Source organism: Globicatella sulfidifaciens DSM 15739 (assembly GCF_900167405.1).
Lineage (GTDB): Bacteria > Bacillota > Bacilli > Lactobacillales > Aerococcaceae > Globicatella > Globicatella sulfidifaciens.
Genome location: NZ_FUWO01000019.1, coordinates 18,052 through 34,221, shown reverse-complemented (window position 1 = coordinate 34,221; position 16,170 = coordinate 18,052). Strand labels below are relative to the sequence as shown.

Below are 16,170 nucleotides of genomic sequence, written 5' to 3'. Positions count from 1 at the left end.
CACCTTGAATCGCTTGATTATATAAATCTGCCATCATTTCATTAATTTCTTGCATAATTTGTGTTATAATACTCATGGATAATCCTCTACCTTTCTGTGTGTTTTTACCTACTTACAGTATAGCAGAGGATTATCTTTTTTGCTTTTAGCTGACCAACAATTATTTTACACTAAGGAGCGAGCTCTTGAAGTATTTTCAACTTCTAGCCCACTCCCAATAGATTCATTTTTACCGCAAAAATGTAATTAACGGTTATTTAGTAAATTTATTCTTCATTCACAATTTGATAATAAACATTTGAAGTAACACGATACACAATGTAATAAATTCCCACGAAAACAGTAATAACAATCAGATAAGGGATAAAGAATTGTGATAATTTATAAATACCGAACAACCCTAAAAGGCGGAAAATTATCTTACTTGCAACTAAACCATGAATAACAGCCACAATAATCGGTAAGGCGAAGAGCCAAAACGTTTGCTGTTTAATCGTTGTTTTTATCATTTCTTCTGGTAATCCAACTTGTTTCATGACTTGGAAGTTGGCTTTATCATCATACCCTTCGGTTATTTGTTTATAATAAATCATTAAGACGGTACCGACCAGTAACACCACACCAATCATAATCCCTAAAAATAGGAACCCACCATTAAATTGATACGTTTCTTTACGGGTCTGTTCAACGCTTAATACACATTGATTGCCCCCAGCAAAAACAGTTGCTATTTTATCTTTTAGAGCATTACTATCTTTCGTTACATCAAAGGAAATTCTAAAACTACCTGGCCCCATAACCGTATTCTCTAGTTGATAATACTTACCAAGTTCCATCATCTCTTCTCGTGTTGGTACCACAAGTTGGACATAATCAATAATAACATTGGTATAAATAGGATCGGTATTATATTTGACTTGATACTGTTTCCCGGCAATATTGAGCTCTTTCTTATCTTTTAAAACCTCATTCAAATCATTTAATAATATTTCGCCTTCATTTAATTGATGCTTGGTCCCATGCAATTGATTATAATCTTCTATGGTCATAATCGTTCCAATAAAAGTCCGATCTTTTGACATGATCTCGATATTTGCTAATTTTTCTAAAGTATCCATATCCTTTGATAATCTTAAATTTATATAAATACTTTCAGTTAGATAAACATCCTTTACTTCTTGAACGTCCGATAACTGATTTATTTGCTCTTGAAGTGCTTCTTTCTTTGCCAAAATAGCGTCGGGACTTTCATCTAAAAAATAATCATGATCATAAGAATAAACTTCATAATCGCGTATATGACGCATTTTTATAGTATCTTCAATCCCGCCATAAATCGAAATGGTACTTCCTAACGCTAACATAAAACCTGTACTTAAAATGGCAATACTCGCTAAACTTATGGCATTTGAACGAATTCGGTATAACATTCCAGATATTGATAGGAAATGATTTGGTTGATAATAGTAGTTCTTATTTTTCTTTAATCGATTCAATACAAATGAGATTAACGTCATAAATAAGAAATAGGTTGCCATCATCACGAGCAGTACTGCTATGAAGAACATTGAAATTGAATCCAAGAGACCTTTTGTAGTCCAAGCTATATAATAACCCGCACCCAGTGACACCAATCCAGAAATTAACCAAATCCATTGAAATTTCCCAGTTTTTTCTCCAGATTTTTGTTGGCTCATTAAATCAATTGGATTTAACAAGCTTACTCGGAATGTTTGAAATAGATATAATACGAACAAGATACCCGCCAATAAAATTAGTACTACAGAGATAGCATACCAAGAAAGTGGATAATCGCCTAAGGTGGCGGCTACGTCTTTAAGCAGACTTGTCATCACCTTAAACATAATCGTCCCAACTAATTGCCCCATTACAATACTCAATAAACCAATCACCACAAAATTAATAAATTGCTCAATTAGAATAACCATTGAAATATGCAATTTCTCAAATCCTAAAATAGAATACAATGAGAATTCTTTACTTCTTCTTTTTGCGATAAATGTTTGCCCATAGATGGTAAAGATGATGGCCAATAAAGCTACAATAAAAATACCCAGTCCCATTAAGATGGGTAACTCCGTATGGCGTTCTGTCACAAATTTATTGGTCTTTAATGATGCCATGATGTAAAGCGTCGCAAACATTATACTGCTGGCCAATACGAATGGTATTTGCAATTGATGATTGGCTTTTAAATTTCGCCAAGCAAGTTTTAAATATAGTCCTAATTTCATAATTATTCACCACCTTGATTCATAGCGGTTAAACTATCTGCAATTCGTTCTTGGAACGCTTGTACCGAATCATTGCCACGATAGATTTCATGAAAGACAATCCCATCTTTAATAAATAATACGCGGTTCGACATTGCCGCAGCTTTAATCGAGTGGGTTACCATTAAAATCGTTTGTCCCATCTCATTTAATGACTGAAATAATTCTAAAATTGTTTGGGAGGTTTTCGAATCCAATGCTCCCGTTGGCTCATCAGCTAATAAAATATCCGGTTGCGTAATAATCGCTCTCGCAATCGCAATGCGTTGACGTTGCCCTCCTGATATTTGGTACGGAAACTTCTCTAATAAGGATTCAATCCCTAAGATAGGGGTAATCTCTGATAAACGTTGTTCCATTTCGGTTATCTTTTTTTCCGAGAGAACTAATGGCAAGAGGATATTGTCTTTATTATTGAAGTTATTTAACACATTAAAATCCTGGAAAACAAACCCGAGACGTTCTCGACGGAACTTCGCAATATCTTTTGATTTTATTTCAGATAAAGGTAGATTGTTTAGTAAAACTTGTCCGTTCGTCGGCTGATCTAATGTTGCGATAATATTTAGTAAGGTTGTTTTCCCCGAACCAGACTCTCCCATGATTGAAACAAATTCTCCTTCATTGACTTCGAAGTTAACATTTTTTAGAGCTTGCGTTAGCACGCCAAAACCTTTTTTACCATATACTTTCTCGACATTTTGAATTTTTAATAATGACATTTTGCTCACTCCTTTGATTTGTTAACTTAAGTTTACTGGATATCTAAGGTAACTGCCTTTATCTAAACTAACAAAAACAAGTCTAATCTTACATTTTTGCAAGATTAAACTTGATATAGAAAATACTTCCTTGATTCAGTTGTGATTCGACTCGAATGGGTTGGGTTAAGCGTTCTGAGATTAAATCGACTAAGTATAACCCAAGACCACTGGCTTTTTCATGTAATCGTCCATTAAAACCAACATAGCCTTTATCGAAGATTTTCGTCAAATCACTCGCTTGTATACCAATACCATTGTCTTGAATTGCCAACTCTTGTGTCGCCTCATTAAAATATATTGAGACTTTTGCGCCATTTTCATTTTGGCAGTATTTCAACGCGTTTGAAAGAATTTGTTCAATCATCAGGGAGCTCCAGTGACCGTCAGTAATCACCACTTGTATTAATTTCTCATATTCCAAACTCACATTATAATAAAAGAATTGGTATCGATATTTCTTAATCAGTGGACTTAACAATTCATCCAATGTTAACTTAGTAAACTCCAAATCCGTACCAGGATTCATTAATTTTATATATGACAATGCCATACCCGTGTATTTATCAATTTCAGTCATTAATAAGCGTAATTCATTGGCATTGTTTCCTTGCTCTTCTCGCAATAATAATTGCGCCCCTGCAATCGGTGTCTTCATCTGATGGAGCCAAGTCAGAAAATACGTCTCAGTTTCGAGTCGGATATGATGGAGTTCTTGTTTTAATTGATGATTTTCATCTTGTAAAATTTGCAATTCTTCTTGTAATGTTTGTTGACGGTCGAAACGAATCATTCCTATTACAAATAAAATCACGCCGACAAATAAGCTCAACCATAATATGTATTGAATCATCTGTCCATCTAATTGGTAGACGGTCATGACAATCATCGTTAAAACGATTGGTGTCATATACAAAAGCATCGATGGCCATTTTAATTTAAGATATTGTTTCAACCTAGTCATTTTCATCCACCTTTAAAGCATAACCAAGTCCCTTTTTAGTTTGAATACTCGTTTTGACACCTTGCTCTTCCAATCGTTTGCGAATGCGCGAAATATTGACGGACAAGGTATTATCATCAATAAAATTAGCTTGATCCCAACAATGATCCATTATCGCTTCTCGCGAGACAAATCCACCTTTAGCTTCGATTAATGACACCATGATTTGTAATTGAGTATAAGTTAATTCGACCGCTGTTCCTTCATAGAGAACACTCGCATTGGCAAAGTCGACGCTTAATCCGCCATAACTGTCTTGTGGCGCTTCAACGGTGTAATCATAAGAGCGGCGAAGAAGGGCTTGGATCTTAGCCAAGGATAAACTTAAATCAATCGGCTTGGTTAAGTAATCATCCGCTCCCATTTGAATTGCCATCACTTGGTCCATATTGTCTGCTCGAGAAGAAATAAAAATAATGGGTACTTTTGAAAATTGTCGAATTTGTTGACACCAATGATAGCCATTAAAAGCTGGCAACCCAATATCCATTAATACTAAATGAGGTTCGAATGCTTTAAATTCTTCAATGACTTTCGTAAAGTCTTCAATTAAAGCAACTTGATATTGCCACTTTTCCAACTCGACTTTTAATTGTCGTGCAATTATTTTATCATCTTCCACAATGAGTATTTTCATAAGCCACCTCCTAAGTTATTTAACACTATTTTACTAAACTCATACTAACGTCGCTTTCTTCTTTTCCATTTGTCATAGATTATTAAAAGCCATTGAATCGGGTAATAAATAAGCACAAAAATGAAGGCTATTCTAATGACTGGATACATTAAATAGGGATTGCGCCAAATTTTATAATAGAGAATAATACCTAATACGATTAATAGGAAATGAAAAATACGACTTAGTCTACGCCTGATTAACCATTCACGGTCACTCATTTCTCGTTGTTTTCGCATATTACCGTCCTCTTTTTATGAAATTCATCACGTGATTTCTGCTAGATTTATCTTACCATTTTATAAACAAATAACCAATGATAAATGACTGAATTAATGTTCAATAGCTTTAATTATAATGAAAAATTGCTGCTCATAATTGATAATCTGCAACTATATACTTTTGAAAATATTGTGGTAAATCATTAGGAAATATAGACTCGAATCTTTTCAGCCCTGAATATTATGTTCCATCTTAATTACAGTTTCTTCCATAACAAAGTATAATTTTTTAAAAGTTTAAATTATTTTGACTTTTATAAAATTTTTGGTAATTTATAATTGAAGTGAGTTTTATAATTTGGGTATTCATCATCAATCAAATATCTTTATCCAAGGGCCTTTGAAAATATTATAGGAGGTAGAAAATCATGAAAAAATTTCTGAAAAATTTACTATTTATAGTTGGTTTAATATTAGCATTTAATAATGCTACATTAGTAAATGCTACTTCTCTCATTGATGATTATAGTATTGATAAGGGGGCATTAGTACAACCGCTACATTATGAAGACGCAAGAAATTTCAAAAAAATATAACTATCAAATTTTGTCCGATTGGTATTTTGCCTACCAAGTTTCGCCTGGAATTAACACCCCAATTGGATCTATTGTAAGAACTTACAATGTTTTTTGGAGAGATGTTTCATATACAGTAGAATACGATGTATATGACAGATATTCTGGGGCCTTTATTAGACATGTCAAAAGAACACAATACACTAAAGAAGAGGATTGGCGTGTGGTTTATTAGTATAAAGGAGTGGTAAGATGAAACTTTTGGAATCGAACATAGCAAAATTTGTTTTGATGATAATATATTTCCTGTTACCTATTGTCAGTTTACACCTAAATTTACCCACCTCAAACATAATTATAAATAATAAAATCAGTTCCATCATCTCATTCATTTTAATCCTAATTTTTTACAAAAAGCAACTTTCAATGAACAAACTCATTTTAGGACTCTACCTTTATTACTTCATTTTTCTAATTCTAGCAACAAGCGGAATTTTTTCCTAAAATCAATAGTTGAAAGAATTAATTATAGTATGTCTATTAATTAAGATGTGCTGCTACACTAAAATTTGAATACCCAATTTACAATCCTACAAAAGCAAAGAAACAGTTCAAAATGTATGTTTCTTTGCTTTTTTGCTACCACTTTAATTAATAGAAAACATCTATATCTCCTATACTAGAGCTATTATTTCACTCTGATAACTTCCATATGAAAAGACACATTAAAAAACGCCCCCTCATTGAGGGAGCGTCACATTAATTAGCAATTAACTAATTATTTTTTTAAGTCTAAGTTGTAGAATGATTTTAAGCCGTTGTATTTAGCAACTTCGCCTAATTCATCTTCGATACGTAATAATTGGTTGTATTTAGCGATACGGTCTGTACGGCTTAATGAACCTGTTTTGATTTGGCCAGCGTTAGTTGCAACAGCGATGTCAGCGATTGTTGAATCTTCTGTTTCACCTGAACGGTGTGATACAACTGCTGTGTAACCAGCTTCTTTAGCCATTTCGATTGCATCGAATGTTTCAGTTAATGTACCAATTTGGTTAACTTTGATTAAGATTGAGTTACCAACGCCGTTTTCGATACCACGTTCTAAGATTTCAGTGTTTGTTACGAATAAATCGTCACCTACTAATTGAACTTTATCACCGATACGTTCAGTTAATAATTTCCAACCTTCCCAGTCGTTTTCATCCATACCATCTTCGATAGAGATGATTGGGTATTTGTTTACTAATTCTTCTAAGTAATCAACTTGTTCTTCAGCTGTACGTTTTACACCATTTTCACCTTCGAATTTAGTGTAGTCGTAAACGCCGTTTTCATAGAATTCTGAAGAAGCACAGTCAAATCCTAAGAATACATCTTTACCTGGTTCTAAACCAGCTTTTTTAATAGCTTCTAAGATAGTTTCAACACCATCTTCAGTTCCTTCGAATGAAGGAGCAAATCCACCTTCGTCACCTACAGCAGTTACTAAACCACGGTCATGTAAGATTGCTTTTAATGCGTGGAATACTTCAGTACCCCAACGTAAAGCTTCTTTAAATGTAGGAGCGCCAACAGGTAAAATCATAAACTCTTGGAAAGCGATTGGCGCATCAGAGTGAGATCCACCGTTAACAATGTTCATCATTGGTGTAGGTAAAACTTTAGTATTGAATCCACCTAAATATTGATATAAAGGAACATTTAAGTAATCTGCAGCTGCACGTGCAACAGCGATAGAAACACCTAAGATTGCGTTTGCACCTAATTTACCTTTGTTAGGAGTACCGTCTAATTCGATCATTAATTTATCGATTGCTTGTTGTTGTAAAACATCGTATCCTAATAAAGCTTCAGCGATAATATTGTTAACATTATCAACTGCTTTAGAAACACCTTTACCTAAGTAACGTTCTTTGTCTCCGTCACGTAATTCAACCGCTTCGTGTTCACCAGTAGAAGCACCTGAAGGTACCATACCGCGACCGAAAGCACCGCTTTCTGTATAAACTTCAACTTCGATTGTTGGGTTACCGCGTGAATCTAAAACTTCGCGTGCATAAACATCTGTAATAAATGGCATTTTTTATTTCTCCTTTAATTTGGTATAAATTTTTACACTGAGATCGTATAAAATACCTATCTCTATTGTAATTATAAATCGGGTGAAATGCAAAGCATTTCGAGGTTTTTCATTATTTTTTAATTAATGATTCACCAGTCATTTCTGCTGGTTTTTCAAGACCTAATAAATCTAACATTGTAGGCGCTACGTCTGCTAATCGACCATCTTCTCTTAGTTCAATTCCATGTTTAGTGACAATCACTGGAACTGGAACTGTCGTATGAGCGGTGTGTGGCGTTCCTTCAGGAGTTATCATCGTCTCTGAGTTTCCGTGGTCAGCAAAAATTATCGCATAGCCACCTTTTTCTAAAATAGCATCAACCACTTTACCTAAGTTTTCGTCAACTGCTTCGATTGCTTTGATGGTTGGTTCTAACATACCAGAGTGTCCAACCATATCTGGGTTTGCGAAGTTTAAGATAATCGCGTCATTTTCATCATTCATAATGCTATTATACAAAGCATCGCCTACTTCGTAAGCTGACATTTCAGGTTTTAAGTCATAAGTAGCTACTTTTGGTGATGGAATTAAAATACGGTTTTCGCCTGGGAACTCCTCATTACGTCCACCATTCATAAAGAATGTAACGTGTGGATATTTTTCCGTTTCAGCGATACGTAATTGTTTTAATCCAGCATTTGTTAATACTTCACCGATAACATTTTTCATTGGAATTGGTGGGAATGCTACTTCTGCATCAATACTAGGATTATAAAGCGTCATAGTTGTTAATTTAACATTTTTCGCTTGTACGCCACGATCAAAGTTATCCCATTCTTTATCGGTAACTGCATTTGATAATTGGATCGCACGGTCTGGACGGAAGTTAAAGAAGATGATTGAATCATTGTCTTCAACTTTAGCAATTGGTTGGCCATTCTCTGTAATCACAGCTGGAACGATAAACTCATCTGTTACGCCTTCAGCATAGCTATGTTCTAAAACAGCTTGGGCTGAATCAAAGGTTGGTCCTTCGCTATGGAAAATAGCATCATAAGCTAATTTCACACGTTCCCATCGTTTATCACGGTCCATTGCATAATAACGACCAGATACAGTGGCAATTTTACCTACGCCGGTTGCAGCTAAGTGATTTTCTAAAGTTTTAACATAACCTGGTCCAGCTTTTGGATCCACGTCACGTCCATCCATAAAGGCATGGATATAAACTTTTTCGATTCCTTTAGCTTTAGCAGTATCTACTAAGGCTAATAAATGATTTATATGACTATGAACACCACCATCAGATAATAAACCAAATAAATGTAAAGCTGAATGATTATCTAATACTTGTTGAAAAGCGTGATCCAAAGCATCATTCGTTGCGAATTCACCATCAGCAATGGCTTTATCGATACGGGTTAAACTTTGATAAACAATACGTCCAGCACCAATATTGGTGTGTCCAACTTCAGAGTTACCCATTTGACCATCAGGAAGACCAACATCTAATCCTGATGCTTTCATTGTTGAATGTGGAAATTCATTGTAATATCGATCAAAATTTGGTTTTTTAGCTAAAGCAACCGCATTACCATTGCTATCAGCTCTCCAGCCAAATCCGTCTAAGATGATAATCGCTACGGGAGATTTACTCATTATTTTACTGCCTCCAATAATGCTAAGAAAGAATCAGGTTGTAAAGAAGCGCCACCTACTAATGCGCCGTCAACGTCTGGACAAGCCATGTAGTCTTTAATGTTTTCAGGTTTAACTGAACCACCGTATTGTACACGAACTTTATCTGCAACATCTTGACCGAAGTCATCTGCTACCACGTCACGAACAGCTTTACACATTTTTTGAGCATCATCTTGAGTTGCTGATTTACCAGTACCGATTGCCCAGATTGGTTCATAAGCAATGACTAATGAAGCTACTTGGTCTGCGGTTAAGTCTTTTAAGGCCGCTTTAATTTGAGCACCAACAAACTCTTCTGCTTTACCTGCTTCATAAGTTTCTAAAGTTTCACCACAGCAGATGATTGGTGTCATGTTATTACGGAAAATAGCATGTGCTTTCTTATTGATGTCTTCATCTGTTTCGTGGAAATATTCACGACGTTCAGAGTGACCAATAATGACATATTCTACTCCTAAGGCACCTAAAGCTTTAGGACTAATTTCTCCAGTAAATGCACCTTCATCTTCAAAATAACAGTTCTGAGCTGCTACTTTAACTTCTGTACCTTTAACCCCTTTTTTCATTCCTTCAAGGAATAATGCAGGTGAACCGATAACTGTATCAACTAAATCATTTGATGGGATATTGTTTTTGACAGCATCCACAAATTCACGAGCTTCAGTAGCCGTTTTATTCATTTTCCAGTTACCAGCGATAATTGGTTTACGTGACATTCTATCTTCTCCTTTTATATTTCTTAACTAATGACAGGGTTGAGTTACTCCCCCACCCTGGCATTGAGCTTTTTAATTACTTGTCGTTAATTGCTTCGACGCCTGGTAAAACTGCGCCTTCTAAATAAGTTAATGACGCACCACCACCAGTAGAGATATGTGAGAATTTATCTTCATATCCTAATTGTAAAACTGCTGCCGCAGAGTCTCCACCACCAACAATTGTTGTGGCATCTTCTAAGTTAGCAATAGCTTCACAAACACCAATAGTCCCTTTAGCAAAATTAGGCATTTCGAATACACCCATTGGGCCATTCCATACCACTGTTTTCGCATCTTTTAAGATCTCAGTGTAAAACTCTACTGATTTAGGTCCACAGTCTAAACCTTCCCAATCAGCAGGAATATCGTCGATAGATACTACTTGAGTATTCGCATCATTTGAGAAGTCATCAGCTGCAACGACATCTACCGGTAAAGCAATTTTATCACCCGCTTTAGCTAATAATTCTTTAGCTAACTCAACGCGATCTAATTCTAATAATGAATTACCAACTTCTTTACCTTGAGCTTTTAAGAATGTATAAGCCATACCGCCACCGATAATAACTTTATCAGCTTTGTCTAATAAGTTTTCAATCACTTTAATTTTATCAGATACTTTTGCTCCACCCAAAATAGCCACGAATGGTCGAACAGGGTTATCCACTGCTTCACCTAAGAATTTTACTTCTTTCTCCATTAAATAACCTGCAGCAGATTCTAAATGAGAAGCAATGCCTACGTTAGAAGCATGTGCACGGTGAGCTGTACCGAAAGCATCATTGACGAATAAGTCACCTAATGAAGCCCAATATTTACCTAATTCAGCATCATTACCAGATTCTTTTTTGCCATCGATATCTTCGAAACGAGTATTTTCAACAACTAATACTTCACCTTCATTTAAAGACTTAACAGCTTCTTCTAATTCTGCACCACGAGTTACTGGAGAGAATTTAACTTCTTGCTCTAATAATTCTGCTAAACGATCAGCAGCAGGTTTTAATGATTTACCTGCTTTATCTTCTTCAGTTTTTACTTTACCTAAGTGAGAGAATAATACTACTTTCGCTTGGTTGTTGATTAAGTATTTGATTGTATCTAAAGCCGCAACAATACGGTTATCGTCTGTAATAACGCCATCTTTCATTGGAACGTTAAAGTCCACACGAACTAATACTGTTTTGCCTTGGACTTGTAAATCTTCAACTGTTTTTTTTGCCATACTTTTCTCCTCCTAAAGAGTTTTTTTATAAATAAAAAATGCAGGGAAGCGTCTTTGCCTCCCCGCACTTTTGGATAGACGCTTTTGAAACGCTATTTGATAAATTAAGCTTTAGCGAAGTATTCTAAAGTACGAACTAATTGTGCAGTATATGACATTTCATTGTCATACCAAGCAACAGTTTTAACTAATTGTTTGTCGCCAACAGTCATAACTTTTGTTTGAGTTGCATCGAATAATGAACCATAAGTAATACCTACGATATCAGAAGAAACGATTGGATCTTCAGTGTATCCGTATGATTCGTTAGCTGCTGCTTTCATAGCTGCATTAACTTCTTCAACTGTAACTGGTTTTTCTAATACAGTTACTAATTCAGTTAATGATCCTGTAGGAACTGGAACACGTTGTGCAGCACCGTCTAATTTACCGTTTAATTCTGGGATAACTAAACCGATAGCTTTAGCAGCACCTGTTGTATTAGGAACGATGTTTGCCGCAGCAGCACGAGCACGACGTAAGTCACCTTTAGCGTGAGGTGCATCTAATGTATTTTGGTCACCTGTGTAAGCGTGGATAGTTGTCATTAAACCTTCAACAACACCAAATTTGTCTTGTAAAGCTTTAGCCATAGGAGCTAAACAGTTAGTAGTACATGAAGCACCAGAAATAACTGTTTCATCACCTGTTAAGATTTCGTGGTTAGTGTTATAAACGATTGTTGGAACATCATTTCCACCAGGAGCAGAAATTACAACACGTTTAGCGCCACCTTTTAAGTGTAATTCAGCTTTTTCTTTAGAAGTGAAGAAACCAGTACATTCTAAAACGATGTCTACACCTAATTCACCCCATGGTAATTCTTCAGGGTTACGGTTAGCTAAAACTTTAACTTCATTACCGTTAACACGGAAAGCACCTTCTAAAACTTCAACTTCACCATTGAAACGGCCTTGAGTTGTATCATATTTTAATAAGTGTGCTAATGTATTAGCATCTGTTAAGTCGTTGATTGCTACTACTTCAATTCCTTCTACATCTTGGATACGACGGAATGCTAAACGACCGATACGTCCAAAACCATTAATACCTACTTTTACTGTCATAATTGACTTCCTCCTTAAGGATTTTTTATTTTAATGAGTTTCCCCATTTAAAATCATATTTGCGATGCCCTCATCACAGATTAACCATCCATGATGTTGGACCAATTTACAATAGCCTTCTACGGCACGTGCTTTTGTAGCACCACCCACTATTGTCAGAACTAAAGGAATGTGGCTTACGTCTTCTATTTGAATACCAATCCGTGGTAATCGTAATACTTCTTGGCCTTGTTCATCAAAAAACACGCCAAACGCTTCACCAATAGCCTTTTTTTCTTTTAATAATTGTTGTTGTTGTGCAGTAAGCTCCCGACGCTCTGCCATCACTTCGGCGGATCCAACACTGACTAATAAACAATCTGCTTTCTTACTCAATGCCACTGCCTGACTAATCGAAGGATCTGTCATCAATATTTTCGACGCATCTTCTTCCATTGCATCAGGTAGAAATAAAGGAACATATTTTGAATTCGTTTTTTGAGCCATCACACCGCCAACAATATTGGATTGGATATTAAACCCACCCCCAACACCGCCACGGGCTGGAACAAATACTAATTCACGATTTTGGGACAATTTCTCAGTCAAACCTTCGCCGACATGAGCTAAGGTCTCACCACCTGTCACCGCAATAATACTACGACCAAACTTCAAGTAGCGTTCTAATACTTGTTGAGTAGCGTAACTCAATTCCCGATAGACGACCGAATCATGATCTAAATCACCTGGTACAACCCAACAATTGGAGATACCTAAATGACTTTTTAATGATTCTTCAATATCGTGTAAACGACTTGAGTTTTTAACTGTCTCAGAAATCATATCTGAAACAATATGTCCATGTTCCGTTAAGCGAATCCCCACTCTCGTCACTTCAACTAAATCTTGTTCACGCATTAAATCAATAATCGTTCGCACTGAACGTTCAGAACTGTTAATTCGTTCAGCTAAATTTTTTCGACCTAAAGGTTCACCAACTTGTCTTAAGTGATAGAGGATTTCATAGCGCGTTCGCAATGTTGCACTTAAATCGGGTGCTATTGCTTGCATCATAGAAAAAACATCCTTCATGGTGTTCCTCCTCTTGGGCAACAAATGACCAATCAATCAAGTTTATAAAAAACTCTTCTAAATAATCAGTTCATCGTTTTCCATATTACTACTATACCATTATTGAATATTGTTTGCAATCAAAATCAAATAATATTAGCCGACATTGAACCCTCTTATATGGGCGATTATTGGCCAATAAGATTAATTATTTCAATATTAACAAATGGTTAAGGGCTTTCTTTGAAAGGATTTAATATTACATATATTTTCATAAAAAAAATTCTGGACTTTCGTCCAGAATTAAGCTTTTCTTGGGAGTGGGCAAGAAGTAGAAAATCAATTGATTTTCGCTTCGTCGGTCTACCCCCGCACAGTTGGGAGTGGACTAGAAGTAGAAAATTGAATAGTTTTCGCTTCGTCTGTCCACCCCCGCACAGTTGAGTAGGCCTCAAACAAGTCGAAAGACACAGTTTGAGGACACTCAACCACTGCGCTTTGAATTAAATAGATATGCCTGAACAGAATTTAAAAAGTTTTTGCCCAGCCTATTTTCGTTCTATTATTTTAACGATTTGTTATTTTCCATAATATGATCAATTAAACCATATTCTTTTGCCTGTTCCGCAGTCATATAATTATCACGGTCCGTATCGCGGGCAATAATATCGATTGGTTGCCCTGTGCGATCAGCTAAAATCGTATTAAGGCGCTCACGCGTATGTAAAATATGACGGGCAGCTATTTCGATTTCAGTTGCTTGACCTTGCGCTCCACCTAATGGTTGGTGAATCATCACTTCAGAATTAGGCAAAGCGTAGCGTTTGCCTTTTTGTCCTGCTGCTAATAAGAAAGCTCCCATTGACGCAGCCATTCCGATAACAATCGTTTGTACATCAGACTTAATAAAATTCATTGTATCAAAAATAGCTAATCCAGCAGAAACGCTCCCCCCAGGTGAATTAATATATAAATAGATATCCTTTTCTGAGTCTTGGGCTTCTAAAAATAATAATTGGGCAATAACACTGTTAGCCACATTATCATCAATAGGTCCACTTAGCATAATAATTCTATCTTTTAATAAACGAGAATAAATATCATAGGCACGTTCTCCACGTGAAGATTGTTCAATTACTGTAGGTATTAAATTCAAATTTATCGCTCCTTTTCTCACTTTATCTGGATTCATTATACTCCATTAGTCAAATAAGGTCAATCTTATTGACTTGAATATTTCCTTCGTCATTTTATCGAACACTGATACAAGTTTCAATAAAAAGCATTCTAAGAAACAATCATTTTTGTTTATCCTTTATAAAACAGATCTATACTTTTTGGTGTGGGTCAATAAAAATGCCTCTGTTCATCGACACCATTTGACAAATAGCCTATAAAACAAAATGAAGGCCTCTGTTAAAGCCTTCATTTTCCGTACTGTTGTCATTTATCGATCGTCTTGTTAATTATAGACCTAAAAATCCTTTTACTAATGTTTCGATATTTGCCATTTCAGTTGCTGCATCAGCATCATTAATAATAATATTTTCTAATGCTGTTTTGAACTCAGAGTAAACTTCACTAGCTCCAACATAGGCAGCTTGTGCCTTACCAAATTCTAATTCTTCAGAGGCAGCTTTAACAAGTGGATTTTCTTCTAAGTATTGAGTCCATTCTTCAGATTCTGCTCCTTGTTTTGTAACAGGTAAATAACCTGTCGCAATCGCCCAACGGTCAGTATTTTCTAATAAGAATGACATGAATTGCACTGCCGCTTTTTGTTGTTCTTCAGATGCAGAAGAGAAAACACCTAAATCATTACCTGCAAATAAGGTTAATTCTTCACCATCACCAAAGACCGGAATATGTGCAGTTTCTAATTCGATACCACTTTCTTCTACACCCGGTAATACATATTGTAAACCAGCAGAAGAACCAATATATAACGCACTTTCACCAGCAGCAAATGGACCAGACATAAAGCCATCTTCACCTGCTGTACGTGCATGTTCATTCGCTAATAAATCTTTAATGAATTGAAGTGGCTCAATCGCTTTTTCAGAAGACATATCAACTTGCGATAAATCATCTGCAATCCAAGTTGCACCATTTTGGCGAGCCATTGTTTCATATTCCATCGTTAACTCGTTTTCAAATCCCATTGCTGGCTTTTCAATTCCAGCTTCATCTAATTTTTCACCTAATGCCAATACTTCATCCCAAGTTTTTGGAACTTCAGCATTCACTTCATCCAACATTGTTTTATTGACAAACATTAAGCGTACTGATTTCGAGAATGGTAAAGCATAAATTTGATCATCAAAAGTAGCACCTTTTAAGAAAGTTTCATAAACCCCTTCTTTTAACTCATCCGTATAGCCGTTTTCAGGTGTTAATAAGTCATTTAAAGGTAATAATAAACCTTGATCCATGAAATCCGGCGTGTTTGAAGCTGTTAATTGAGCAATTGTCGGTAAATCGCCTGATACACCAGAAGCCATAATACTTTGTTGTAAAGTAGAATAGTCACCTTGGTTTTGTTCAACGACTTCAATCCCTTCTTGTGAAGCATTAAATTCTTCAACTAATTTAGTTAACATTTCTTGATGTGGACCATTCATCGCATGCCAAAAAGTTACTTGTACTTTCTCTTGCGCATTTGCTGATGGAACAAAAGAGCCTAAAGCTGTTGCTGCTAATAAAGTTGCCGCTAATGTGCGTAATTTTTTCATTA

14 protein-coding genes are annotated in these 16,170 nt (G+C 35.7%); 1 reads left to right on the top strand and 13 read right to left on the bottom strand.

What is annotated here, in order from left to right; translation table 11 throughout:
* Positions 1-266: 266 nt before the first annotated feature.
* The 5 genes from B5D12_RS08755 to B5D12_RS08735 all read right to left on the bottom strand — a co-directional run bounded on the left by B5D12_RS08755 (position 267) and on the right by B5D12_RS08735 (position 4,973).
* Positions 267-2,255, bottom strand: a complete 1,989-nt coding sequence (locus tag B5D12_RS08755) for an FtsX-like permease family protein (RefSeq protein ID WP_078756464.1) — start codon at positions 2,253-2,255, stop codon at positions 267-269.
* 2 nt (positions 2,256-2,257) lie between these two features.
* Positions 2,258-3,016 (bottom strand): ABC transporter ATP-binding protein, encoded by a 759-nt coding sequence (locus B5D12_RS08750; protein ID WP_078756463.1) that lies wholly within the window; start codon positions 3,014-3,016, stop codon positions 2,258-2,260.
* 88 nt (positions 3,017-3,104) lie between these two features.
* The gene (locus tag B5D12_RS08745; protein ID WP_159443912.1) at positions 3,105-4,019 is read right to left on the bottom strand and encodes a sensor histidine kinase; all 915 of its coding nucleotides are present in this window, start codon (positions 4,017-4,019) and stop codon (positions 3,105-3,107) included.
* Positions 4,012-4,695: a response regulator transcription factor gene (locus tag B5D12_RS08740; protein ID WP_078756461.1), complete on the bottom strand. Its 684-nt coding sequence runs from the start codon at positions 4,693-4,695 to the stop codon at positions 4,012-4,014. Before B5D12_RS08740 ends, B5D12_RS08745 begins: the two co-directional genes overlap by 8 nt.
* A gap of 44 nt (positions 4,696-4,739) precedes the next feature.
* Positions 4,740-4,973 (bottom strand): hypothetical protein, encoded by a 234-nt coding sequence (locus B5D12_RS08735; protein WP_078756460.1) that lies wholly within the window; start codon positions 4,971-4,973, stop codon positions 4,740-4,742.
* 410 nt (positions 4,974-5,383) lie between these two features.
* Between B5D12_RS08735 and B5D12_RS10215 the strand changes: the two genes are divergently transcribed.
* Positions 5,384-5,551 (top strand): hypothetical protein, encoded by a 168-nt coding sequence (locus B5D12_RS10215; protein ID WP_159443911.1) that lies wholly within the window; start codon positions 5,384-5,386, stop codon positions 5,549-5,551.
* 757 nt (positions 5,552-6,308) lie between these two features.
* On the opposite strand, the gene eno is transcribed toward B5D12_RS10215, so the two are convergent.
* The 8 genes from eno to B5D12_RS08690 form a co-directional block, all read right to left on the bottom strand.
* The gene (gene eno / locus B5D12_RS08725) at positions 6,309-7,613 is read right to left on the bottom strand and encodes a phosphopyruvate hydratase (protein WP_078756458.1); all 1,305 of its coding nucleotides are present in this window, start codon (positions 7,611-7,613) and stop codon (positions 6,309-6,311) included.
* 112 nt (positions 7,614-7,725) lie between these two features.
* Positions 7,726-9,255: a 2,3-bisphosphoglycerate-independent phosphoglycerate mutase gene (gene gpmI, locus B5D12_RS08720; protein WP_078756457.1), complete on the bottom strand. Its 1,530-nt coding sequence runs from the start codon at positions 9,253-9,255 to the stop codon at positions 7,726-7,728.
* Positions 9,255-10,013 (bottom strand): triose-phosphate isomerase, encoded by a 759-nt coding sequence (gene tpiA / locus B5D12_RS08715; protein WP_078756456.1) that lies wholly within the window; start codon positions 10,011-10,013, stop codon positions 9,255-9,257. Before tpiA ends, gpmI begins: the two co-directional genes overlap by 1 nt.
* 76 nt (positions 10,014-10,089) lie before the next feature.
* Positions 10,090-11,280: a phosphoglycerate kinase gene (locus tag B5D12_RS08710; RefSeq protein WP_078756455.1), complete on the bottom strand. Its 1,191-nt coding sequence runs from the start codon at positions 11,278-11,280 to the stop codon at positions 10,090-10,092.
* 104 nt (positions 11,281-11,384) lie between these two features.
* Positions 11,385-12,386 carry a type I glyceraldehyde-3-phosphate dehydrogenase gene (gene gap, locus B5D12_RS08705; protein WP_066125945.1) on the bottom strand — a complete coding sequence of 334 codons (1,002 nt, stop codon included), beginning with the start codon at positions 12,384-12,386 and terminating at the stop codon, positions 11,385-11,387.
* A 30-nt stretch (positions 12,387-12,416) separates the two neighbouring features.
* Complete coding sequence (locus B5D12_RS08700) at positions 12,417-13,457, bottom strand: sugar-binding transcriptional regulator (RefSeq protein WP_078756454.1); 1,041 nt, start codon at positions 13,455-13,457, stop codon at positions 12,417-12,419.
* A 541-nt stretch (positions 13,458-13,998) separates the two neighbouring features.
* Complete coding sequence (gene clpP, locus B5D12_RS08695; protein ID WP_066125953.1) at positions 13,999-14,592, bottom strand: ATP-dependent Clp endopeptidase proteolytic subunit ClpP; 594 nt, start codon at positions 14,590-14,592, stop codon at positions 13,999-14,001.
* 310 nt (positions 14,593-14,902) lie between these two features.
* A complete protein-coding gene (locus B5D12_RS08690; RefSeq protein ID WP_078756453.1) occupies positions 14,903-16,168 on the bottom strand; it encodes an ABC transporter substrate-binding protein in 1,266 nt (421 codons plus the stop codon).
* Positions 16,169-16,170: the final 2 nt, after the last annotated feature.